19 protein-coding genes are annotated in these 22,737 nt (G+C 71.2%); 6 read left to right on the forward strand and 13 right to left on the reverse strand.

The genetic code is table 11. From position 1 onward, the window contains the following. Window positions 1-68 precede the first annotated feature (68 nt). Both BLV05_RS02495 and BLV05_RS02500 read right to left on the reverse strand, forming a co-directional pair. Complete coding sequence (locus BLV05_RS02495; RefSeq protein WP_046766596.1) at window positions 69-473, reverse strand: nuclear transport factor 2 family protein; 405 nt, start codon at window positions 471-473, stop codon at window positions 69-71. 102 nt (window positions 474-575) lie between these two features. Next, the gene (locus BLV05_RS02500) at window positions 576-1,346 is read right to left on the reverse strand and encodes an LPXTG cell wall anchor domain-containing protein (protein ID WP_172860595.1); all 771 of its coding nucleotides are present in this window, start codon (window positions 1,344-1,346) and stop codon (window positions 576-578) included. 176 nt (window positions 1,347-1,522) lie between these two features. Between BLV05_RS02500 and BLV05_RS02505 the strand changes: the two genes are divergently transcribed. Then, the gene (locus BLV05_RS02505) at window positions 1,523-2,572 is read left to right on the forward strand and encodes an aldo/keto reductase (RefSeq protein ID WP_046766595.1); all 1,050 of its coding nucleotides are present in this window, start codon (window positions 1,523-1,525) and stop codon (window positions 2,570-2,572) included. A gap of 459 nt (window positions 2,573-3,031) precedes the next feature. On the opposite strand, the gene BLV05_RS02510 is transcribed toward BLV05_RS02505, so the two are convergent. After that, window positions 3,032-3,253 carry a BldC family transcriptional regulator gene (locus BLV05_RS02510; RefSeq protein WP_026874431.1) on the reverse strand — a complete coding sequence of 74 codons (222 nt, stop codon included), beginning with the start codon at window positions 3,251-3,253 and terminating at the stop codon, window positions 3,032-3,034. Window positions 3,254-3,445: 192 nt separating this feature from the next. Beyond that, a complete protein-coding gene (locus tag BLV05_RS02515) occupies window positions 3,446-5,083 on the reverse strand; it encodes an MFS transporter (RefSeq protein ID WP_152690527.1) in 1,638 nt (545 codons plus the stop codon). An 87-nt stretch (window positions 5,084-5,170) separates the two neighbouring features. On the opposite strand from BLV05_RS02515, the gene BLV05_RS02520 reads away from it, so the two are divergent. Next, window positions 5,171-6,265: a Glu/Leu/Phe/Val dehydrogenase dimerization domain-containing protein gene (locus tag BLV05_RS02520; RefSeq protein ID WP_046766593.1), complete on the forward strand. Its 1,095-nt coding sequence runs from the start codon at window positions 5,171-5,173 to the stop codon at window positions 6,263-6,265. Window positions 6,266-6,411: 146 nt separating this feature from the next. Next, complete coding sequence (locus tag BLV05_RS02525; RefSeq protein WP_046766592.1) at window positions 6,412-6,633, forward strand: DUF3073 domain-containing protein; 222 nt, start codon at window positions 6,412-6,414, stop codon at window positions 6,631-6,633. 94 nt (window positions 6,634-6,727) lie between these two features. Here BLV05_RS02525 and purM read toward each other — a convergent pair whose 3' ends face one another. Next, complete coding sequence (gene purM / locus BLV05_RS02530; RefSeq protein WP_046766591.1) at window positions 6,728-7,798, reverse strand: phosphoribosylformylglycinamidine cyclo-ligase; 1,071 nt, start codon at window positions 7,796-7,798, stop codon at window positions 6,728-6,730. Between the two features lie 156 nt (window positions 7,799-7,954). On the opposite strand from purM, the gene BLV05_RS02535 reads away from it, so the two are divergent. After that, on the forward strand, window positions 7,955-8,908 hold the full coding sequence (locus BLV05_RS02535) for a GNAT family N-acetyltransferase (protein WP_052762049.1): 954 nt from the start codon (window positions 7,955-7,957) through the stop codon (window positions 8,906-8,908). 166 nt (window positions 8,909-9,074) lie between these two features. Here BLV05_RS02535 and BLV05_RS02540 read toward each other — a convergent pair whose 3' ends face one another. Together BLV05_RS02540 and purF are read right to left on the reverse strand one after the other, a co-directional pair. Next, the gene (locus BLV05_RS02540) at window positions 9,075-9,908 is read right to left on the reverse strand and encodes an SH3 domain-containing protein (RefSeq protein WP_082154915.1); all 834 of its coding nucleotides are present in this window, start codon (window positions 9,906-9,908) and stop codon (window positions 9,075-9,077) included. 229 nt (window positions 9,909-10,137) lie between these two features. After that, window positions 10,138-11,718 carry an amidophosphoribosyltransferase gene (gene purF, locus BLV05_RS02545; RefSeq protein WP_046766590.1) on the reverse strand — a complete coding sequence of 527 codons (1,581 nt, stop codon included), beginning with the start codon at window positions 11,716-11,718 and terminating at the stop codon, window positions 10,138-10,140. A 77-nt stretch (window positions 11,719-11,795) separates the two neighbouring features. Between purF and BLV05_RS02550 the strand changes: the two genes are divergently transcribed. Further along, a complete protein-coding gene (locus BLV05_RS02550; protein WP_046766589.1) occupies window positions 11,796-12,629 on the forward strand; it encodes an SDR family NAD(P)-dependent oxidoreductase in 834 nt (277 codons plus the stop codon). 39 nt (window positions 12,630-12,668) lie between these two features. On the opposite strand, the gene BLV05_RS02555 is transcribed toward BLV05_RS02550, so the two are convergent. The 6 genes from BLV05_RS02555 to BLV05_RS02580 all read right to left on the reverse strand — a co-directional run bounded on the left by BLV05_RS02555 (window position 12,669) and on the right by BLV05_RS02580 (window position 21,442). Next, entirely contained in the window at window positions 12,669-13,094 is a 426-nt protein-coding gene (locus BLV05_RS02555; protein ID WP_046766588.1) for a hypothetical protein, read from the reverse strand. Between the two features lie 159 nt (window positions 13,095-13,253). Continuing rightward, window positions 13,254-13,811 carry a DUF1697 domain-containing protein gene (locus BLV05_RS02560; RefSeq protein WP_046766587.1) on the reverse strand — a complete coding sequence of 186 codons (558 nt, stop codon included), beginning with the start codon at window positions 13,809-13,811 and terminating at the stop codon, window positions 13,254-13,256. 13 nt (window positions 13,812-13,824) lie between these two features. Continuing rightward, entirely contained in the window at window positions 13,825-15,165 is a 1,341-nt protein-coding gene (locus tag BLV05_RS02565) for a dipeptidase (RefSeq protein WP_046766586.1), read from the reverse strand. A gap of 88 nt (window positions 15,166-15,253) precedes the next feature. Further along, window positions 15,254-17,866 carry an ExeM/NucH family extracellular endonuclease gene (locus BLV05_RS02570; RefSeq protein ID WP_052762047.1) on the reverse strand — a complete coding sequence of 871 codons (2,613 nt, stop codon included), beginning with the start codon at window positions 17,864-17,866 and terminating at the stop codon, window positions 15,254-15,256. A gap of 119 nt (window positions 17,867-17,985) precedes the next feature. After that, window positions 17,986-20,274 (reverse strand): 5'-nucleotidase C-terminal domain-containing protein, encoded by a 2,289-nt coding sequence (locus tag BLV05_RS02575; protein WP_052762046.1) that lies wholly within the window; start codon window positions 20,272-20,274, stop codon window positions 17,986-17,988. A gap of 163 nt (window positions 20,275-20,437) precedes the next feature. Continuing rightward, window positions 20,438-21,442, reverse strand: coding sequence for a LacI family DNA-binding transcriptional regulator (locus tag BLV05_RS02580; RefSeq protein ID WP_046766585.1), 1,005 nt, complete (start codon window positions 21,440-21,442; stop codon window positions 20,438-20,440). A 126-nt stretch (window positions 21,443-21,568) separates the two neighbouring features. Between BLV05_RS02580 and rhaI the strand changes: the two genes are divergently transcribed. Further along, the gene (rhaI, locus tag BLV05_RS02585) at window positions 21,569-22,735 is read left to right on the forward strand and encodes an L-rhamnose isomerase (RefSeq protein WP_046766584.1); all 1,167 of its coding nucleotides are present in this window, start codon (window positions 21,569-21,571) and stop codon (window positions 22,733-22,735) included. Window positions 22,736-22,737: the final 2 nt, after the last annotated feature.

Raw genomic sequence — 22,737 nt, forward strand, 5'->3', positions numbered from 1 at the left:
GCCTGCACGCCCCCGTCCACCCCTTCACCAGCACGAACGTCGTGCGGCGATGCCGCTACAGCCGTCGATCACGAGGCAGGCGAGTCGTCCACGATCGGGCGCGACGAGCGCCAGCGGGCCCGCCACTCCGGCGCCTCCCAGGCCTCGCCGCCGTAGATCGTCTCGCGGATCACCTTGTCGCCGCGGAACTCGAAGACGGAGACGCCGAACATCGAGGAGCCGCTGTCGTAGGTGACGATGAGCTCCATCACCCACAGGTCGCCACTGCCGCGTAGGCGGCGGATCTCGAAGTCGGTCCTCGCCGGATAGATCCGGCGCCACTCGCGGAAGTTCTCAATGCCCTCGAAGCGCTCGCCGGACTGTGGGAACTCGAGGACGGCGTCCTCGTGGTAGATCTCGTGCGAGATGTCCTGGTCGACGCCGCTGTAGTCAATGTAGCGCTGTAGTGCTGCTCTGATCGCGTTCTCGTCCATGTCAGCTGCCCCTCGCGACGAGGCTACCGGCTGAACAGCAGATGACCCCGCACCCACCGGCCGGGAGGGACCGGCGGGCGCGGGGCCAGCTCGGGACGGTGATCAGGCCGTCTCGGACCGCCGACGAGCCACGATCGCCGCACCGCCGGCCGCCAGGGCCAGGCCGCCGAGGGCGATCAGGGTCGCGTCCGAGCCGGTGTCCGGCAGCTCGTCATCGCCGTTCTCGTCGGCGGACGCGTCGTCGGTGCCGGCCTCGCCAGTCCCGTCGTCGCCGCCGCTCTCGGTGCCGGCGTCGGTGCCGCTGACCTCGCCGGTGCCGACGTCCGAACCGCTCTCGTCGCCACCGTCGTCGGCGCCGTTCTCGTCAGCGCCGTTCTCGTCAGTGCCGGCTTCAGCGCCGTCATCGGAGCCGACGTCGCCGCCGTCCTCCGCACCGTCGTCGCCGCCGTCGACGGCGCCCGTGTCGGAGCCGACGTCCGAGCCGTTCTCGTCGCCACCGCTCTCGTCGGCGCCGTCGTCGCCACCGTTCTCGTCGGCGCCGTCGTCGCCACCGTTCTCATCGGCGCCGTCATCGGCGCCGTCGTCGCCACCACTCTCGTCAGCGCCGTCGTCGCCACCGTTCTCGTCGCCACCGTCCTCGGCGCCACCGTCCTCGTCGCCACCGTCCTCGGCAGCGCCGTCGTCCTGACCGTCCTCGCCGCCGTCGTCGTGGCCGTCCTCGCCGCCGTCGTCGTGGCCATCCTCGCCACTGTTGCCTTTGTCATCGTCGAAGGAGGCGACGGCCGCAGCCTCCACCTCGGCCGCCAGTGCCGGTGCAGCACCGGCGACGGTGAGAGCCAACGCCCCGATCCCACCGATGATGCTCTTCCGCATGATCAACCCCATAAAGTCACAGAAAGGGACAAAGCGAACATCGGGCGGGACCATACCGCACCCAACGGGCGCCGAAACCGGCTCTCAGCGGAAGAACGCCGCTGGGTGGGGCGCTGCCGACGGGGCGGACACGCGGCGCTTGACTTCGAGCGCACTCGAACTCGTACCGTCCAGCCATGCGCTATCGGCCCCTCGGCGGCACCGGCATCCACGTCAGTCCCTACTGCCTCGGCGCGATGATGTTCGGCGCGGTCGGCAACCCCGACCACGAGGACGGCGCCCGCATCATCCACACCGCGCTGGAGCGCGGGATCAACTTCGTCGACACGGCGGACATGTACTCCGCCGGCGAGTCGGAGGTGATCGTCGGGAAGGCGCTGCAGGGGCGACGCGACGAGGTCGTGCTGGCGACGAAGGTTCACTTTCCTATGGGCGACGGGCCGAACCGGGGCGGCAACTCGCGCCGCTGGATCATGACGGCGGTCGAGGACAGCCTGCGCCGGCTGCAGACCGACTGGATCGACCTCTACCAGGTGCATCGACCCGACCACACCACCGACGTCGAGGAGACGCTGTCCGCGCTGAGCGACCTCGTCCACCAGGGCAAGATCCGCGCGTTCGGCTGCTCCACCTTCCCGGCCGAGGAGATCGTCGAGTCGCACCATGTGGCCGAACGGCGCGGGCTGCTGCGGTTCCGCACCGAGCAGCCGCCGTACTCGCTGCTGGCCCGCGGCATCGAGACGTCGGTGCTGCCGACCTGCCAGCGCTACGGCATGGGCGTGCTGACGTGGAGCCCGGTCGCGTCCGGCTTCCTGTCCGGCACGCAGCGCAAGGGCCGGCCGGTCGACCTGACGACGGGACGCGCGAAGCTCACCCCCGGCCGGTTCGACCCGGAGCTGCCGATCAACGCGAACAAGCTCGAGCTGGTCGAGCGGCTGGTCGAGGTGGCCGACGACGCGGGGTGCACGCTGCCGCAGCTGGCCGTCGCGTTCACGCAGGCGCATCCTGCCGTCACGTCGACCATCATCGGGCCGCGGACGATGGCCCAGCTGGAGTCGCTGCTCGACGGCGCCGAGGTCACCCTGAACGACGCGACGCTGGACCGCATCGACGCGATCGTGCCGCCGGGAACGAACGCCTATCACCCCGACGGCGCCTGGACGCCGGTCACGTTGTCGGACCCGGCCCGCCGGCGCCGTCCGCACTCCGAACGCAGCGCCGTCTGACGCCGAAGAATATGTCACGACGACGGCAACAACGCGTCGCGCGCGTCATACAAGCGCGCCAGACAATTGAGCCTTGAACCGTTGAGGACCCAACTGAAAGAAACCGCACAACTTCCAGGCCGAATGGCCGATCAGAAAGAAGATGTGCGAGAAAAGAAAACGATCGTCGAAAGTAGCGGACACGGGCGGCCAGTCTGCCCACCGCCCGTGTCGACGCCTGGCGGCTACTGCGATGCGACGGTGCAGCCGCGCCCCACCCAGGGCTGACTCCATCGCACTCGCGACGCCGACCTGATCCTCGTGTGACCCGTGAAGCACAGGTCACACGACTGCTAGTTACGCGTTCCCGCGCAGCCCCCGCCGCAAGCCTGGCCCGCCGCCTACGGGCCCAGCCTTGACTTCCCCGTGTACCGCCCCCGCTCGGCATGGTCGAGCGTATGGTGGGACGATTCTCACCCCTTAGAGCTCGCCGACCTCGACGCGCTCCACTGCGGACCCTTGCCCGTTGAGCAGCGCACGCACCTCGGACTCGCGGTACCGCCGGTGGCCACCGAGCGTCCGGATCGACGTGAGCTTGCCGGCCTTGGCCCACCGGGTCACCGTCTTCGGATCCACCCGGAACATGGCCGCCACCTCGGCAGGAGTGAGGAGGGGCTCGGCGTCTTGTGTCCTGGTCGCCATCGTCACCTCCTTAGATCCCATAGCGGGAGGTTTCCCGCCACACCGGATATTCCACCTTGTCAGCCCCGAGAACGACACCGCCCGTACGGCTCGACCGAAGCCAGCCATTCGGATGATGTCCACCCAGGGTGTCTCTAGCCTACGTAAGGTTCACGTAAGCCGCGAACCGGCCCAAGTCGCGCCGGGCCGCACTCAGCCGGCATCGGAGATCGTCCGCGTGCCGGCACCACCCACCGCCGCTTCTCGCCTCGTTCGTCCACCCTTGACTGCGAGACACAGCAGTGCCCCACATGCCACGGCGGCGACCGGAACGATCAACGTCGGCTTCATTGCATCAACATAGCCCTGTATGAACACATCGTGGGCCATTTCGGCGATCTTTCCCGCGACTTCTTCAGAAACTCCCGGTGGAAGTGTCATGTCAATTCCGTCCTGCGCGCCGCTGACCTGCAGTCCTCCCTCGGCCGCCCCGGCGAAGCTGTCGATGAACGGCTGTCGAACGTCAGACGGCAAAGCGGTTGCGGCCGCAACTGCCTCCGAATGCAGCCGGCTCGAGAGCAGCCCTTGCAGGACCGCGCCGACCACCGCGCTGCCCACCACCTGACCCAGCTGCCGGTTGGTGTTCAGCACCCCGGACGCGGCACCGGCGACCCGGCCGGCCACGTCGCGCATCGCCACCGTGTTCATCGGCGCGAAGACGCAGCCCAGCCCGAGGCCCGCGACGAGCAACGACGGCAGGAAGTGCCACCACTGCGCGGTGACCGTCGACACCAGCGCGAACGACGCGATCCCGGCCCCGTAGAGCAGAAGGCCCGCCATCAGGATGAACTTGCCGCCGACGCGGTCGGTGAACCGGCCCGCGACCGGGGCCACGAACATCGACACGACGGACATCGGCGCGAGCGTCAGCCCCGCCTGCAGCGCCGTGTGCCCGAGCACGGTCTGCAGGTAGATGGTGATCGGCAGGAACGTGCCCACCATCCCGATCGCGACCAGCCCCGCCACCCCGTTCATGACCGAGTAGTTGCGGTCGCGGAACAGCCCGAACGGGATCAGCGGCTCGCGGTCCTGGCGCAGCGCCTGCAACACGAGGAAGACGACGAGCAGGACGGCGCCCGCCGCCAGCAGCAGCGGGATCGACACGAACTCCCACACCCGGCCCCACCCGAACCGCTCGCCCTCGACCAGGCCGAACGTCAGCAGGACGAGTGCGGCGCTGGCCAGCAGGACGCCGGGCAGGTCCAGGCCGTGCTTCTCACGCCGGCCCGCCTCCGGGATGATCGACCACGCCATCGCCAGCACGACGACGCCCACCGGCACGTTGACGAAGAAGATCCACCGCCAGTCGAACACCGTCACCAGCAGCCCGCCGAGGGTCGGCCCGGCGACGGTGGCGACGCCGGCCACCGCGCCCCAGATGCCGAACGCCGTCCCGCGTCGCTCCGGCGGGAACGTGGTGATCAGCAGCGCTGACGTCTGCGGCATGAGGATCGCCGCGCCGATGCCCTGCACCACCCGGCAGGCGATGAGCATGGCCGGGCCCTGCGACAGCCCGCAGGCCAGCGACGCCAGCGTGAACACCGCGACGCCGAGCATGAACATGCTGCGCTGGCCGCGCAGGTCGCCCAGCCGGCCGGCCGTGATGACCAGCACCGCCAGCATGATCACGTACGCGTTGATGACCCAGAGGATCTCGTCCAGCGACGCGCCGAGCTCGTCCATCATGCTCGGGATGGCGATGTTGACAATCGTGACATCGAGCAGCGTCATGAAAAATCCGAGACACAGCGTCAGCAGGATCGCCCACGGGTTCCCGTGCCATCGCCTCACGGTGCTACCTCCTCGCCTGCCGTCCTAGAGTGAGCTTGACACCCAGCCCGCACACCCCGCGGGCCCTGACGTGAAAGGGTCACCACCATGACCAAGGCGTCGCCGCTCGTGTTCGGTCGACACACCGGCCACGAGCAGGTCGTTTTCTGCCACGATGCCGGCAGCGGCCTACGAGCCATCATCGCGCTGCACTCCACCGCCCTCGGCCCCGGCCTCGGCGGTACCCGGTTCTACCCGTATGAATCAGAGGACGCCGCACTCGAGGACGTCCTGCACCTGTCTCGCGGCATGACCTACAAGAACGCCCTCGCCGGGCTCGATCACGGCGGCGGCAAGGCGGTCGTCATCGGCGACCCCGAGCTGGACAAGTCCGAGACGCTGCTGCGCGCCTACGGCCGGTTCGTCGAGTCGCTCGGCGGCCGCTACATCACCGCGTGCGACGTCGGCACCTACGTCGCCGACATGGACGTCGTCGCCCGCGAGAGCCGCTGGGTCACCGGCCGCTCGCCGGCCGAGGGCGGCGCGGGCGACTCCAGCGTGCTCACCGCGTTCGGCGTCTTCCAGGGCATGCGTGCCGTCGCCGAGCGGCTGTGGGACGGCACCAGCCTGGCCGGCCAGCGGGTCGGCATCGCCGGCGTCGGCAAGGTCGGCTCCAAGCTGACCGGCCTGCTGCTGGACGAGGGCGCCTCGGTCGTCGCGACCGACGTGTCCGAGCACGCGATCGACCAGCTGCGCGCCGCGCACCCGCAGGTCGACGTCGTCGGCGACACCACCGAGCTGCTCGGCGCCGGCATCGACGTGTACGCACCGTGCGCTCTGGGCGGCGCTCTCGACGACGACACCATGACATTGCTCACCGACGGCCGGGTGGCCGCGGTCTGCGGCGGCGCGAACAACCAGCTCGCCCACGCGGGCATCGAGAAGAGCCTCGACGACGCCGGCGTGCTCTATGCGCCCGACTACGTCGTGAACTCCGGCGGAGTGATCCAGGTTGCCGATGAGCTGCACGGATTCTCTTTCGACCGGGCCAAGGCAAAGGCCACGAAGATCTTCGACACCACCCGCGAGATCTTCCAGCTGGCGGCGGAGGACGGCGTCCCACCGGCCGTAGCCGCGGACCGCCTCGCCGAGCGGCGAATCGCCGCCGTCAGCCGATTGCGCGACGTCTACCTGGGCCGATGACGCCCGGAAGGTCGCTAGTTGGTACCGGATGAGGCGGAACAGCCTCGGACCCTGTACCGTTGTCTCTACGAGCAGATGTCATCTGAAGGGAAAACGAGGGCGTCCAGTGAGCTGGTCGCCCCGGTTTGTGCGAGGGGGTCGACCCTATGGGGCGCGGCCGGGCCAAGGCCAAGCAGACAAAGGTCGCCCGTCGGTTGAAGTATCAGCAGCTGGACACCGACTTCGGCGCTTTGCAGCGTGAGTTGGGCACCGACGGCAATGGCAGCAATGACACGGACCTCGACGAGGAGAGTAATGAGGAGTACGACGAGTACTCCCGCTACCTCGCCGACGATGACGACGACGAATCTCGTCGTCACGCGGGTTGACCCGGGCCGATAGCTTCACCGATCGTCTGGACGGTCTGCTGGCCTCGGATATCCCGGGGCCAGCAGTCCGCCCGAGCCGATCAGTCGCGGACGGTCACCCGCGGTAGGCGCCGTACAACGTCGCCGATCCGTCGCCGTCCGCCACCTCACCGGCGATCCATGCCCGAACCCCCCGCTCCGTCAGCAGCCGCACCGCGGCGTCCGCCGCGTCGGCGGCCACGACGGCGACCATCCCCACGCCCATGTTGAGGGTCTTCTCCAGCTCCGGCTCTGACACGCCACCGACGTCGCCGACCAGCCCGAAGACCGGCTGCGGCGTCCAGGTCGCGCGGTCGAGCCGGGCCGTGACGGTGCCGGGCAGCACGCGGGCGAGGTTGGCGGCCAGCCCGCCGCCGGTCACGTGCGACATCGCGTGCACCTCGACGGCGGCGGCCAGCGCCAGGCAGTCGCGCGCGTAGATGCGGGTCGGCTCGAGCAGCTCCTCGCCCAGCGTGCGGCCGAGCTCGGGCACGTCGCGGTCCAGTGCCCAGCCGGCCCGCTCGAGCAGGACGTGCCGCACCAGCGAGTAGCCGTTGGAGTGCAGCCCCGACGACGCCATCGCGACGACGGCGTCACCGGCCCGCACGCGCTCCGCGCCGAGCAGCGCGTCGGCCTCCACGACGCCGGTGACCGCGCCCGCGACGTCGTACTCGTCCGGACCCAGCAGGCCAGGGTGCTCGGCCGTCTCGCCGCCGCTGAGCGAGCACCCGGCGGCCACGCAGGCCTGGGCGATGCCCTTGACGATGGCGGCGGTGCGCTCGGGGACCACGCGGCCGCAGGCGATGTAGTCGGTCATGATCAGCGGCTCGGCGCCGCACACGACGATGTCGTCGACCACCATGCCGACGAGGTCGAAGCCGATGGTGTCGTGGACGTCCATCCGCTGCGCCACCGCGACCTTGGTGCCGACGCCGTCGGTGCTGGTGGCCAGCAGCGGCCGGCGGTACGCCTTGAGCGCGCTGGCGTCGAACAGCCCGGCGAAGCCGCCGAGGCCGCCGACGACCTCGGGACGGCGGGTCTTGGCGACCCACTCCTTCATCAACTCGACGGCGCGGTCACCGGCCTCGATGTCGACCCCGGCACTGGCATAGGTGGCACCCGCGGGCGGGCTCTCGCTGCTCGACACGTGTAGAAGGGTAGCCGGTGGACGGTGCTAGGATCCTGCTCAGCGTCCGGGCCGCTCAGTGGCTCGGCCCGACAGGAGAGGAGGTCGCGATGTACCGCCAGGTTTCCCGCGCCGCCCTCCATCACGGAGACGGCGCCTGACTCTCCGAGGAGAGGCATGCAAGAGTTCAGCATCATCCGTCCCACCACGCCCGAGCAGGCGCTCGCCCTGCTCCGTGGCGCCAGGTCCGAGCTGGGCACTCCCATCTCCGACCTCGTCGTCACCGACGACCACCTGACCAAGGCGTTCGCCAACCGCAACCGCCGGCCCGAGTGGGTCTGGACGGCGGCGCGCGACGACCGCACGGCCGGCCGGGTCGCCGCCTGGGGTGCGCCCGCCAACGAGCACCCGTGGATCGTCGAGTTCTTCGACCTCGGCGCCGAGCCGGACCGCGTCGAGATCATGACGGTGCTCATTCGGCAGGCCGCCACCGACCTGCGCGCGGCCGGACTCGAGCAGGTCGAGCTGAACCTGTTCCCGCCGGCCGGCTGGCGCGACGACCCTCCGCCGGCCCTCGACGACCTGCTGGCCGCGGCCAAGGCGGCCGGCTTCGAGATCCTGGTGACGCGGCGCCGGTTCCGCTGGACGCCCGCCGCCGGCGTGCCGTCCATCCGGGAGGGGCTGCGGTTCGAGCCGGTCGCCGGGCCGGACGACCCGGTCCTCGCCGACGCCTACCGGCGTACGTTCGAGGGCAGCCTCGACGCCCACACGCAACGGTCGCTGCGCACCCGCGACGCCGCGGAGCTGGCCGCCGAGGAGCTGGCCGACATGATGAACTACGCCGGCCCGGTCGACGGCTGGCGGGTCGCCTACGACGCCGGCGGCGCGCTGGTCGGGCTGGTGACCGGCGGCCCCGGCGCCAAGGCGTTCACCGGCTACGTCGGCGTGGTGCCGGAGCAGCGCGGCCACGGCTACGCTCGCGAGCTGCTGGCCTGGATGGTCCGGTGGCAGGCGGAGCAGGGCGCCGAGAAGATCGTCGGCGAGACCGACGACGCGAACGTGCCCATGGGGAAGGCGTTCGAGGCCGTCGGGTTCGTCCAGGAGAGCGCCCGGGTCGACCTCGTCGGCTGACGGCGTGAGCAGGGCCTGCTGAGGGGGCCTCTCGGCGCGTTGGAGGTCTGCCGTCGGAACAGATGGCAGACCTCCAACGGCGCGACAGCGTCTCCCGGCCGGCGGGCCGCGCCGTCAGGCCGATGCGGTGAAGAGCGCGCGGTTCGCGGCGGTCCTGGCGACGCGGTCAGGTGCTGCCCTCGTTGCCGTAGACGGTCACGTGGACGTGGTCGTAGTGGTTCGCGGTGTCGTCGCCGCGATCCTCCATCCAGCGCCAGCCGTCGGAGGAGCGCTCGACGGTCCAGATGCGCTGCTCCCAGATGACCTCGCTGACGCCCAGCTCGCTGTAGTTCTCGCGGACGTACGCGGCGATCTCGTCGCCGACCGAGCCGCGGATCATGATGTCCAGCGCGCGACCGGAGCCGTGCTCGCCGCCGTCGCCGGAGCGGAGGCCGCCGTACGACGTCACCTGCGGGAAGAGCGCGCAGACCGCGCGGTGCACCCGGATGGCGTCCTGGGTGAGGCCGTCCTCGACCCCGGAGCCGGACTCGCACTCGGCGGCGGAGATGCCGCCGGAGGGCTCCTCGGCGGGCGGCTCCTGGGCCAGGTACTCGGTGGCCACCCAGAAGGGCTCGCCGTCGAGCAGGATCTGCGACCAGGTGCCTTCGGTGGCGCCGGTGATGTCGACCTCGGTGCCGGTGCCCAGGACCGTCACGACCTCGGCCTCGAGGTCCGGGCTGGTGCGCACGTTCAGGCCGGACGTCACGAACAGCTGCCCGGCGACGGTCGGCTCCGGTGTGGGAGTCGGCGTCGGGGTGGGAGTGGGCGTGGGGGTCGGAGTCGCGGTGGGCGTCGGAGTCGGGGTCGGCGTGGGCGTCGCGGTCTCCGTCGGGGCCGCGTTCGGCGTCACCGGCGGGAGCGGCGGACGGTCCTCGCCGCGGCTGGCGGGGTCCTCGCGCTCTGGGAGGTCGACCGACGCGGTCGCGTTGTCGCCGAGATCGCCGGAGCCGTCGGGCCACATCGCCACGCCGGCAACCGCGGCACCTACCAGCACCACCGGAGCGGCCAGAAGGGCGATCCGGCGGCGCGTCAGCCCCTGCAGACGGGTGAGCGCCGGCACCTTGGTGCGTCGATGACGATTGCGTCCGTGACGGGACCGCGGCACTACGTTCCTCCCACCCTCAGCTCGAGACCATTTCGTGACCGAGGAGCAGGCAACCACATTTCGGGCGGTTTGTCACAACTCGGCCTCACGGACGCCGCAGCGCATCGGCGGCTCCACCGGCGCTGAGCAGGGAGTTCAGGCCGTCGGAGGGATCGCCGAGTGACGCGGCTCGCGCCAGGCCGTCGCGGTCGGGGGTCTCGCAGCCGGGGATGGGCTCCTGCTCCAGGATGTCCTTCCCGGCGCGGGCCGGCGGCTCGATCGGGTAGACGCCGTCGAAGCAGGCCCGGCAGAGGTCCTTCTTGCGCACCGTCGTGGCCTCGATGAGCAAGTCGAGCGAGACGTAGCCGAGCGAGTCGGCGCCGATCGACCGGCGGATCTCGTCGGTCGACAGGCCGGTGGCGATCAGCTCGGCCCGCGAGGCGAAGTCGATGCCGTAGAAGCACGGCCAGCTGACCGGCGGGCTGGAGATGCGCACGTGCACCTCGGCGGCGCCGGCCTCGCGCAGCATGCGCACCAGCGCCCGCTGGGTGTTGCCGCGCACGATGGAGTCGTCGACGACGACCAGCCGCTTGCCGGCCACGATCTCGCGCAGCGGGTTCAGCTTGAGCCTGATGCCCAGCTGGCGCAGCGTCTGCGACGGCTGGATGAACGTGCGGCCGACGTAGGCGTTCTTGACCAGCCCGATGCCGTACGGGATGCCGGACGCCTCGGCGTAGCCGACCGCGGCGGGGGTGCCGGACTCGGGCACCGGGATGACGAGGTCGGCGTCGACCGGGTGCTCGCCGGCCAGCCGGCGGCCCACCTCGACGCGGGTCTCGTGCACCGAGCGGCCGGAGATGTGGGTGTCGGGCCGGGCGAGGTAGACGAACTCGAACAGGCAGCCCTTGGGCGCGGCCGCCGCGAAGCGGTGCGAGCGCAGGCCGTCGGCGTCGATGACCACCAGCTCGCCGGGCTCGACCTCGCGGATGAACGAGGCGCCGACGATGTCGAGGGCGGCGGTCTCGCTGGCGACCACCCAGCCGCGCTCCAGCCGGCCCAGGACGAGCGGACGGACGCCCTGCGGGTCACGGGCCGCGTAGAGCGTGGACTCGTCGGAGAAGACCAGTGAGAACGCGCCACGGGCCTGCGCCAGCACCTCGATGGCGCTCTCTTCGAGCGTCCGGTCGGCGTAGGAGCCCATCAGCGCGGTCATGAGGGCGGTGTCGGTGGTGTTTCCGTAGCGCAGCTCGCCGCTGGCCGACCCGACCCGCTCGCGGACGAGGTCGAACAGCTCGGCGGTGTTGGTGAGGTTGCCGTTGTGCGCCAGCGCGAGGGTGCCGGCCGGCGTGGCGCCGAGCGTCGGCTGCGCGTTCTGCCAGTGGCTGCCGCCGGTGGTGGAGTAGCGGGTGTGCCCGACGGCGACGTGGCCGATCAGGGTGTTCAGCGTCGACTCGTCGAAGACCTGGCTGACCAGGCCCATGTCCTTGTAGACGAGGATCTGCTCGCCGTTGCCCACGGCGATGCCGGCCGACTCCTGGCCCCGGTGCTGCAGCGCGTACAGCCCGAAGTAGGTGAGCTTGGCGACCTCTTCGTCGGGTGCCCACACTCCGAAGATGCCGCAGGCGTCCTGCGGACCCTTCTCTTGTGGGTTGATGTCGTGCGTGAGTCGTCCATCGCCCCGGGCCACGGCACCCAGTGTACGGAGCGGAACCCGGATTGCGAGTGGGGGAAGAACACCGGGGCGTCGGATGGTTGCCTTAGAACATGAGCCCCACGACGGTATTGATCACCGGCGCGACCGATGGCCTGGGCCGATGGCTGGCGCTGCGGCTGGCGTCGACCGGCGTCGGCGTCGTCCTGCACGGGCGGAATCCGGCGCGTCTGGACGAGACGGCCCGCGAGATCCGCGCCGAGGGCGGCCGCGACCCGGTCGGCGTCGTCCGGGCCGACCTCGCCGACCTCGGCCAGGTCGACCGGCTGGCCGACGAGGTGCTGAGCCGCTTCCCCGGCCTGGACATCCTGGTCAACAACGCCGGGGTCGGCTTCGGCGAGCCCGGCGGCCGCCGGGAGCTGAGCCCCGACGGCATCGAGCTGCGGTTCGCGGTCAACTACCTGGCCGGCTACCACCTCACCCGGCGGCTGCTGCCGGCGCTGCTGGCGGCGGCGCCCGCGCGCATCGTCAACGTCTCGTCCATCGGCCAGGCGCCCATCGACTTCGCCGACCCGATGCTCGACCACGACTACGACGGCTACCGCGCCTACCGCCAGAGCAAGCTCGCGCAGATCATGTTCACCCTCGACCTCGCCGAGGAGCTGCGCGGCACCGGTGTCACGGCGAACACGCTGCACCCGGCCACGCTGATGGCGACGTCGATGGTGAGCGAGGCCGAGCTGACGCCGCTGAGCACGCTGCACGACGGGGGCGAGGCGACGCTGCGACTGGTCGCCGACCCGGAGCTGGCCGACGTCAGCGGCGTCTACTTCGACCAGACCATGGCGGCGACGCCGCACGCGCAGGCGCTCGACCCGGCCGCCCGGCGCCGGCTGCGCGAGCTGACCGAGCAGCTGGTCGCCCAGACGCTGGCGCAGCGCACCTGACCCGCGCCGGCCCGAGCTGGGCTGGGCCGGCGCGCGCCGTCAGCCGCCGGGGCCGTTGTGGGCGACCACCTGGGCGACCATCCACTCGACGGCGGGACCGACGGCGCCGTTCGCGGTGAGCAGGCCGGGCGGGTCACCGACGTACCGCTCGGACAGCAGCCCGCGCGTCTCCAGCCGGTCGACCAGCCCCGCTTTCACCGCGGCCCGGTCCAGCCGGGACGGCACCTGGAACGCGAGCACGTCGAGAGGGTCGTGCGCGACGTCGGGATAGCGCGCCAGCAGGCGGCCGATGTCGGGGTCGGTGTCGTGCAGGTGCAGCCAGATGCGCACGACCGGCGGCACCCCCGTGCTGCCGACGTAGACCACCGGACGGTCCGCGCCCGGCCGCAGCCACACGTAGACCCAGGAACCGACGCCGACCAGTTCGCCGTCGCGCACCTGCAGCAGGATGGCCTCGTTCTCCATGGCCGCAGTCTGTCAGTGACACTTCGATGTTCGGGCCGGACAACGAAAACGCGCGCTCTCTACCAGAGTGCGGGCCTCGACCGACGGATCGACGAGGACCTCCGGCCCCCGGTCTCCCGCCGGTGTTGCCCGGCCCCTCCCAGGGTGCAGCGCCGTCGTTCAGTCCGAACGACGGTTTCCCGGATCTTGTGACAGTCGCACGAGCGTGCTGACAGTGGCCAGATTTCGTGACGTCGCCACCACGAGCGACGGTTTGCTCAGCGCGGCGGCCAGCTTGCTGCGGCCGGCGCCGTCCGGAACATGCAGGTACACCGTGGTGCCGTCGACGCGGAACTCGTCGGCGCCCGACTCGACCCGCTCCGCCGCCGCGTAGGTGTCCGGCTCGGGCGCCGTGCGCAGGAAGCTCAGCAGCAGCCTGGACGGTTCGGCGTCGGGGAACGGGTTGGCGTCGACGGCGGCCGCGAGCTCGTCGTGGGTGCGGACGAGGACGGCGACCTCCAGGCCCAGCCCGGCCCGGATGGCCGACTCGATCGCCGTCTCCAGCTCGTCCCGTCCGGCATCGGGCGCAGCGTTGGCGAAGACGACGTTGCCGCTGTTGATGTAGGTGGCGACGTCGGTGTGGCCGAGCCCCGCCACGAGCGCGCGGAGGTCGGCCATCGCGACCTTCTTCTTTCCTCCGACGTTGATGCCGCGGAGCAGCGCGACGTGACGGGACACCGGCCGGTCCGTCCTACCCGGGCAGGCGGGACAGCCGGTCGAGCAGCAGCACCTCGGCCAGGCAGCCCTTGGCGAACATCGCGAGGTCGAGGCTCTCGTTCAGGCCGTGAGGCCCGCTGAGCGGGTCGCCCATGCCCGTGACCAGCACAGTCGCATCGGGGAAGGTCTTCTCGAACTCGGCGATGAACGGGATGGAGCCGCCGATGCCGGTGCGCACGGACGGGACGCCGAACGCCTCGGTGAGCGCCGCCTCGGCCGCCTCGACCACCGGGCCCTCGGTCGGCAGGGCGCAGCCGCCGCCGACCATGCCCTCGGTGATCTCGATCTGGGCACCGAACTCGACGTGCTCGCGCAGGTGCGCCTCCAGCGCGTCGAGCGCGGCGCGCGGGTCCTGCTCGGGGGCGATGCGGACGCTGACCTTGGCCCGGGCCTCGTGCACCAGGATGTTCGCGGCGTCGGCGACCGCCGGGGCGTCGATGGCCAGGACGGACGCCGTCGGCCGGGTCCAGAGCCGCTCGGTCAGCGAGCCGCTGCCGACCAGGTGGACGCCGTCGAGCACGCCGGCCTCGCTGCGGTAGCGCTCGTCGGGGAAGTCGATGTCGGGCGCGTCGGTGCTGATCAGCCCGGCGATGGCGACGTCGCCCTTGTCGTCGTGCAGCGTGGCCATGAGCCGGGTCAGCGCGGTGAGCGCGTCGACGACCGGGCCGCCGAACAGGCCGGAGTGCACCGACTTCTGCAGCACCCGCAGCGTGACCAGGCAGTCGACGCCCCCGCGCAGGCTGGTGGTGATGGCCGGGACCTCGGCGGTCCAGTTGGCGGAGTCGGCGACGACGATGACGTCGGCGGCCAGTCGGTCGCGGTAAGTCTCGAGGAACGGGGTGAACGACGGCGAGCCGATCTCTTCCTCGCCCTCGGCGAACAGCACGACGCCGACCGGCGGCCGGCCGTCGAACGCGCGCAGCGCCGCGAGGTGCGTGGCGACCCCGGCCTTGTCGTCGGAGCTGCCGCGGCCGTAGAGCCGGCCGTCGCGCTCAGTGGGCTCGAACGGGTCGGTGGTCCAGCCCTCGCGTGGTCCCGTCGGCTGCACGTCGTGGTGGGCGTAGAGCAGGACGGTGGGCGCGCCCTCCGGGGCCGGCCAGCTGGCGATGACGGCGGGCCGCCCGCCGGCCGCGCTGACGACGTCGGCCTGAGCGGCTCCGGCGCCGCGGGCCAGCTCGGCCACGGCCTCGGCGCTGGCGAGGACGTCGCCGGCCCGGGCGGGGTCGGCGCTGACGCTCGGGATGCGCACCAGCCGCTCGAGGTCGGCGCGCGCGGACGGGAGGATGGCCTCGACGGCGGCCCGGAGATCGGTCATGCCCGACACTCTAGGACCCCGCGCCGACAACGAGGAGAGCCGCCGTCCGGTCTCGGACGGCGGCTCTCACTCGGTGACGCGTGGCGCGCTACAGCTGCTCGCGCAGCTCCTCGGCGGCCGCCAGCAGCGCGGCGCGGGCGGCGTCGTCGGCCACCCGCTCGGCCACCGCCACGAACCGGTCCAGCGAGGTGCCGGCCGGCCCGGTCAGGCCACGCCCGGACAGCCGCTCGGCGGTGTCCAGGTGAGTGGTCAGCTGGGCCGCCTGCGACCGGTTGACGGTGCCCGCGGCGGCGTAGTGCGCCACCAGGTCGCGGACGTCGTCGAACGTGGCCGGTCCGGGCGTCTGCAGGCCGACCAGGATCGGGTCGTGGTCGCTGGCCCGGTAGACCGTGCCCGGCTGGAACAGCTCGCTGGCGAAGTAGTTGTGCCGCGAGTACTCGAACAGCACCGACTCCACCGAGTTGACGTTCCACACGTCGACGCCGGTGACGAGGTCCTGCTCGACGACGGACGGGCTGGCCAGCACGTGGTCCAGCGAGCCGACCTTGCCGTCGAACACGTAGGTGTGCTCGCCGGCGTACTCGTTGTTGAGGTCGGTGTAGCCGGCGTCGTACAGCGCCTGCATCGGGTTCTCGCCGCTGTAGGCGTTGAAGTCGCCGAGCAGGAACGCGTCGTCGGTCCCGGTGGCCGCCGCACGCTCGTCGGCGAACTCCGCCAAGGCCTGCGCCTGCGCCGTCCGGTCCGCGTCGAAGCAGCCCTCCGGCAGGTCGCCGCACTCGCCGCCCTTGGACTTGAAGTGGTTGACGATCGCGTTGAACTCCCAGCCGCCGTCGAGCGCCCGGAACTCCTGCGCCAGCGGCTCGCGGGCGTTGTGGAAGGCCGGGTGGTCGATGAGGATGACCGACTCGCCCACCGGCTCGACGTTCGCCGTCCGGTAGATGAACGCGGTGCGAATGACGTCCTCTGACGACGGCAGCTGCGCCGGCGACGGCACGTAGCCCCAGGTGCCCGGGCCGGCGTCCTCGTTGAGCGCGTCGACCAGCGTGGCCAGGGCGACGTCGCGGTCCTGGCCGAACGCGGCGGAGTTCTCGATCTCCTGCAGCGAGACGACGTCGGCGCCGAGGCCGTTGATCGCCGCGACGATCTTCGCCTCCTGCCGGTCGAAGCTCACCTCGTCCCACGCGCCGCGGGCGTCGCAGCCGCCCGAGACCGTGAGCGGGTTGCCGGCGCGGTCGGTGAACGCCTCGCAGCCGGGGACGTCGACGCCCAGCGTGGTGAAGTAGTTCAGCACGTTGAACGCGGAGATCTGCAGGTCGCCGCCGACGTCCTGCGGTGCCGCGTTCGCCTCGCGCGTGTTGCCGGTGCCGAACGTGACGACGTCAGGCGCCGGGCCGGTGACCGGCTCGGTCGGCTGGAAGTTCCACTGGAACCGGAAGTCGAAGATCATGTCGCTCTGGAACGTGGCGCCGGCGCCGGTGCGGGCCGGGTCGTCGTTCGTCAGGTACGGCACCAGGCTGCTGGTCGCCGTCCGGTTGGACTGGCCGTCGTCGAGCGTGACGGCGCGGGCGGCGTTCGCGGCGACGGCCGCGTCGAACTCCGGCGTGCCGGGCAGCGCGACCTCGGTCTCCTGCACCAGCGGGCCGCCGAAGCCCAGGCCGATGGAGCCGAACGCCGTGCTGCCGAAGCCGCCCAGCTGGAAGGTGTCGGAGACGACGAAGCAGTTTGCCGGGCGGACCAGCATGCCCTCGTAGACCTCGCGGCCGGCCGCGCTCGCAGGGAGCGTGAACGGCACCGGCTTCACGGCCTCGGCCGGCTCGGTGAGCGGCTCCAGGCCGTCGGCGGGCACCTCGATCTCGGTGAGGCCGAAGTACTCGCTGACCTCGCCGGTGACGCGGACGTGGTCGCCGATCTCGACCTGCCCGACCGTCGACGGCGAGAAGACGAACACCGCGTCGGAGGCCGTCCGCGCCGCGTCGCCGCCGCTGCCCGCCGTCTGGAGGTAGTAGCCGCCGAAGCCGCCGGTCGGGTACACGGCGGTGACGACGCCGCTGGTGACGACCGTCGTGCCGACGAGCGGGGAGTCGGCGCCGGTGCCCTGGATCTCCGGGATCGTGGCCGGCTCGGGCTCCGGGTCGGGGTCAGGGTCGCCGCCGCCGTTGACGGCGCCGAAGGTGCTGGCGATCGGGCCGGTCCAGGCGTCCTGGACCTTCTGCAGCGACTGGCCGACCGGCGTGGAACTGGCCTGCGAGACGCCGATGTCGACGCTGGCCATGCCGTTCGCCGGGCCGCCGGCCGCGGTCATGCCGCCCTCGTAGGAGAGGAACTCCGCGACGGTGCCGTCGGGGCGCACGAGCGCGATGCCGTCGGGCGAGCCGTTCTGGATGCCGTCCGTCGGGTACGTCGCGACGACGACCCCCGCGGCCGGGACGGCGCCGGACAGCGTGCGCGTGTTGTAGGCCGCGTTGCCGTTGCCGTTGTAGAGGACGATCTGCCAGCCGGTCAGGTCGGTGCCCGGGTCGGCCTGGATCTCGATCGACTCGCCGGTGTCGGCGCCCGCGTTGTCGTAGTGGAGCTCGCTGATGAACGGGTCGCCTTCGGCCGCCCCGGCGGAGAGGGCGGGTACGGCCGCCAGGCTCGCGCCGGCCAGGCCGGCCGCGGCGACCGCCGCGAGCCAGCGGAGAGGACGTCTGGTCGAGTGCATCGGTCGTACCTTTCGGGTCGAGGGATCGGGTCCTCGGGGGTGACGTGGCGCCCCGCCGGGTGGGCGGGGCGCCACGGTCGGTATGCCTCGGCCGGTGCGGCCGTCAGACGGTCGGGCGATCAGGCCGCCGTGCCGCCGGTGCCGGTGCCCGTGCCGCCGCTCGCGCCCTTGCGCCGCGACAGCGCGAACAGCCCGCCGCCGAGCGCGAGGACCACGACGCCGCCGATGACCCACCAGAGCACGCCGGACGAACCGGTGTCGGGCAGCTCGTCGCCGTCGTCCGTCCCGTCGTCGGACCCGTTCTCGTCCGACCCGTTCTCGTCGGCGCCGTTGTCGGTCCCGTTCTCGTCGCCGTTCTCGTCGCCGTTGTCGTCGCCGCCGTCCTCGGTGCCGTTCTCGTCGCCGGTGCTCGAGGTATCGACGGTGATCGGGACCGTGAACACGGTCGAGTCCATGCTGACCACGAGCTCGACCTGCGTCGGGCCCAGATCGGCGGGAGCGGCGTCCGCCGGGATCGTCAACGTGGCGCGGCCCCGACCGACCTCGTCGGTGGTGTCGACGATGGTCGAGCTGACCACGAACGTCCAGAACTCATCGTTGAGCGACACCCTCCCGTGCTCGGAGATCGACTCGGGCGTGCTGAACATCAGCGAGGAGAACTGGATCTCTACCTCGTCACCAGGCCGGTAGACGGCGTTGGGGTCCGAGACCCAATGGACACCGACGGCCCGCTGGGCGTAGTCAGGCATGACGGGCGAGTTCTCGGCCAGGTAGTCGACCATGGCCTCCAGGTCGACCTGGCCGGTGTCGGTCGGGTCAGAGCCCTGGGCAAGGGTGGCGAAGTTGTCGCCGCCGGCGGCAAGGAACGAGTTCACCACGACGCGGTACTCGCCGTCCGGGTCGAGTGGCTCGTCGTTCAGCGTGACCGATGTGATGCGCTCGCCCGCCGGTGCCTGCGGGTCGTAGGTGTAGAAGAGGCCCGCGGACGCGCCGAGCTTGAGGAACGGCCGCGAGGCGCCCGCCGGCTGCCACTGTTCCTCCAGTACCTGGACGATCTGCGTACCGGTGAGCGTCGTCGTCACCAGTGTGTTGGCGAACGGCTGCACCTCGGCGGCGTCCTTGTACGTGATGATGACGTCTTCGAGATTAGCCCGTAGGCCGCCGGGGTTCATGAACGCGAGCTGCGCCTCGGGGTCGGTCACCTGTGCGGCCGCGAGCTGGACGTCCGCAACGAAGTTGCCGAGTGTCGACTCGCCGCCGCGGTTCTCCGAGCCGTCGGACTGTACGGCACGCCGGAACGCAGCGTTCGCCACACCGAGCTCTTCGGCACCGAGCACCTCGGCGTTCGCCACCGCGTCGTCGACGATGCCCTGGACGACATCGTCCGGCGCGAACTCCGGGTTCGGTTCCCACTCACCCTCGCTGTTCTGGATGGTCAGCGGGATGATCTCGGACTCGACGCCGGTGATCTCACCGGTCGTGGTCTCGACGGTGAACGAGAGGTCGTTGAGGTTGTAGCCATACTGACCAGCGCTGACGACCGGACGGCCGAAGTCGCGGTCAGTCCAGCCCGGCACCTCGATCTCGTGGTCATACGCGAGGTGCGTGTGACCCGAGATGATCGCGTCGACATTGTCGTTGACGCCGGTCACGATGCGGCCGAAGTCGCTGTCCGGATCGGTCGCGGACTCGATCTCGGTGGTGGCCGCGCCCTCGTGCACCAGCAGGACGACGATGTCGGCGCCGTCGGCCTTCAGCTCGTCGGCGGAGTCGTTCGTGGCCTCGACGATGTCGCCGACCTCGAGCGCCGCGATGCCACTCGGGCTGACCAGCTCGGGCAGGTGCTCGGTGACGGCGCCCACGAAGCCGACCGTCACGCCGCCGACCTCGGCGGTCCACGTGGGCGCCAGCTCCGTGTCGGACTCGCAGCCGGTGTCGGCGCCGTCGCGAACGGTGACGTTGGCACCGATGTACTGCCAGGGCTCACGGCCGTGCTCGACGGCCTTCTGCTCGATGAACGGAATGACACGGTCGACGAGGTCGCAGTAGCCCTGGTCGAACTCGTGGTTGCCGACGGCGCTGACGTCGAGGCCGGCCGCCGTCAGTGCGTCGAGGGTCGGGTGGTCCTGGTCGACGAACGAGGTGAACGTCGATGCGCCGATGAGGTCACCGGCGGCGGCGAAGACTGTATTCGGATTCTCGGCCCGGAGGGTGTCGACCGCGCCGGCAAGAACCGCGGCGCCGGCCGCCTGGCCGTCCGCCTCGAGACGGCCGTGGAAGTCGTTGATGCCGAGAACGTCGATCTGGACCTCGGCAGCTTGCGCGGGGACGGCGGTGAGCCCGACCCCGGCCAGTCCCAGGGCGGCTGCGGCACCCAGGGCACGGTTGAAACGCCTGTTCAGGCGCATATTTCTACCCCCTACATGGCAGATTGACGGCGGCGACGCTATCTCCGCCGAGTGAACGGAGGGCATACACCACGGCACAGGCTGGTCGCGACCTCGGCCGGTCGTCAACAGCTCTGGGAGCCGAAACGCATTCGTGACAACCTGTCGGTGCGCTCGGTGATGGTCAGCGGGCGGACGACTCGCGCACGATCAGCTCGGGCTCGAACACGACCTGCCGGTGTTCGTGGTCGGCCTCCATCGTCTCGGCGAGCAGCAGCTCCGCCGCCGTCCGGCCGAGCTGCTGGCGCGGCTGGCGCACGGACGACAGCGGCACCGCCGCGGCGGCCGCGAAGTCGATGTCGTCGTAGCCGACGATCGCGACGTCGTCCGGCACCCGCAGCCCCGCGTGCGTCAGCGCCTGCAGCACGCCGAGCGCCAGCAGGTCGTTGGCGCAGAACACCGCCGACGGCAGCGCGTCGCGGCCAGCGGCGGCCAGCCGGTCCCCCGCCGCCCGCCCCGCCGCCACGTTGAGCGCCGGCGTCGTCAGGACGGTCAGCTCGACGTCGTCGTGCGCCGACGCGACGGCCGACACACCCTCGTACCGTTCCTGGACCTGCCGCAACGTCAGCGGCCCGCCGACGAACTGGATCGAGCGGTGCCCGGACTCGATCAGGTGGGTCGCCGCGAGCCGGCCGCCCAGCACGTCGTCGACGGCGACGGAGCACTCGACCGCGGGGTCGCCGCGCCGGTCGAACAGCACGACCGGGATGCCGCGGTCGCGCAGCGCGGCGATGCGGCCGTCGGTGTCGATCGGGTTGATCAGCACGCCCTGTACCCGCATCTCGGCGAGCAGGTCGAGGTGCGAGGCCTCCTTGATCGGGTCCTCGTCGGTGTTGCACAGGATCACGGCGAGGCCGTGCTGGTTGGCGGTGTCCTCGACGCCGCGGGCGACGTCGGTGAAGAACGGGTTCGCGACGTCCAACACGACGAGGCCGAGGGTGCGGCTGCGGCCGACCCGCAGCTGCCGGGCGGAGTCGTTGCGGACGAAGCCCAGCTCGGCGATGGCGGCGTAGACGCGCTCGCGGGTCGGCTCGGCGACCAGCTCGGGCCGGTTCAGGACGTTCGACACCGTGCCCACCGACACGCCGGCCCGCACCGCCACCTCGCGGATGTTCGGGGCTGCTGCCATCGCCGCAGCTTACCGGCTGGCCAGCGGGTCGAGCGGGCGCCCGGCCGGTTGACGTGCCACAGCCGGACCGCGTAGCTTGACGGAAAAGATGAATCGGTTCAAACGCCGCCCGCTGGAGGCAGCACGATGAGAAGTCACGACGAGGTGAAGGCGGCGGTCCGCGGACTCGGCGTCGAGACGGCGTCCTGGGCGTTCGGCAACTCGGGCACCAGGTTCAAGGTCTTCGGCCAGCCCGGTGTGCCGCGCGACCCGTTCGAGAAGATCGCCGACGCCGCGCAGGCGCACCGCTACACCGGCTCGGCGCCGCGGGTCTCGCTGCACATCCCCTGGGACCTGGTCGACGATTTCGCCGCGCTGGCCGCGCACGCACGCGACCTCGGCGTCGAGATCGGCGCCATCAACAGCAACGTCTTCCAGGACGACGACTACAAGCTCGGCTCGCTGGCCAACCCCGACCCCACGGTTCGCGCGAAGGCCGTCGCCCATCACCTGCAGTGCATCGACGTCCTGCGCGCCACCGGCTCGAATGACCTGAAGATCTGGCTGGCCGACGGCCTCAACTACCCCGGCCAGGACTCCCTGCGCGACCGCCAGGAACGGCTGGCCGAGTCGCTGGGCACCATCTACGCCGCGCTCGACGACGACCACCGCCTGCTGCTCGAGTACAAGTTCTTCGAGCCGGCGTTCTACTCCACCGACATCCCCGACTGGGGGACGTCGCTGACGCACTGCCTGGCGCTGGGCGAGCGCGCGCAGGTCGTCCTCGACACCGGCCACCACGCGCCGGGCACGAACATCGAGTTCATCGTCATGATGCTGCTGCGTGCCGGCCGGCTCGGCGCGTTCGACTTCAACTCCCGGTTCTACGCCGACGACGACCTCATGGTCGGCGCCGCCGACCCGTTCCAGCTGTTCCGCATCCTGCACGAGATCGTCAGCCAGGACGCGCACCGGCCCGAGTCGCGGGTCAACTTCATGCTCGACCAGTGCCACAACATCGAGCCGAAGATCCCGGCGGTCATCCGCTCGGTGCTCAACGTCCAGGAGGCGCTGGCCAAGGCGCTGCTGGTCGACGCCGACGCGCTGGCGAAGGCGCAGGCCGAGGGCGACGTGCTCGGCGCCAACGCGGTGGTGATGGACGCCTACAACACCGACGTCCGCCCGCTGCTGGCCGAGCTGCGCGAGGACCACGGCCTCGACCCCGACCCGATCGCCGCCTACCAGCGCTCCGGCTACTTCGAGACGATCAGCGCCGAGCGGGCCGGCGGCGCCCAGGCCGGCTGGGGAGCCTGACG

It is taken from the genome of Jiangella alkaliphila, from assembly GCF_900105925.1.
GTDB classification, from domain to species: Bacteria; Actinomycetota; Actinomycetes; order Jiangellales; family Jiangellaceae; genus Jiangella; species Jiangella alkaliphila.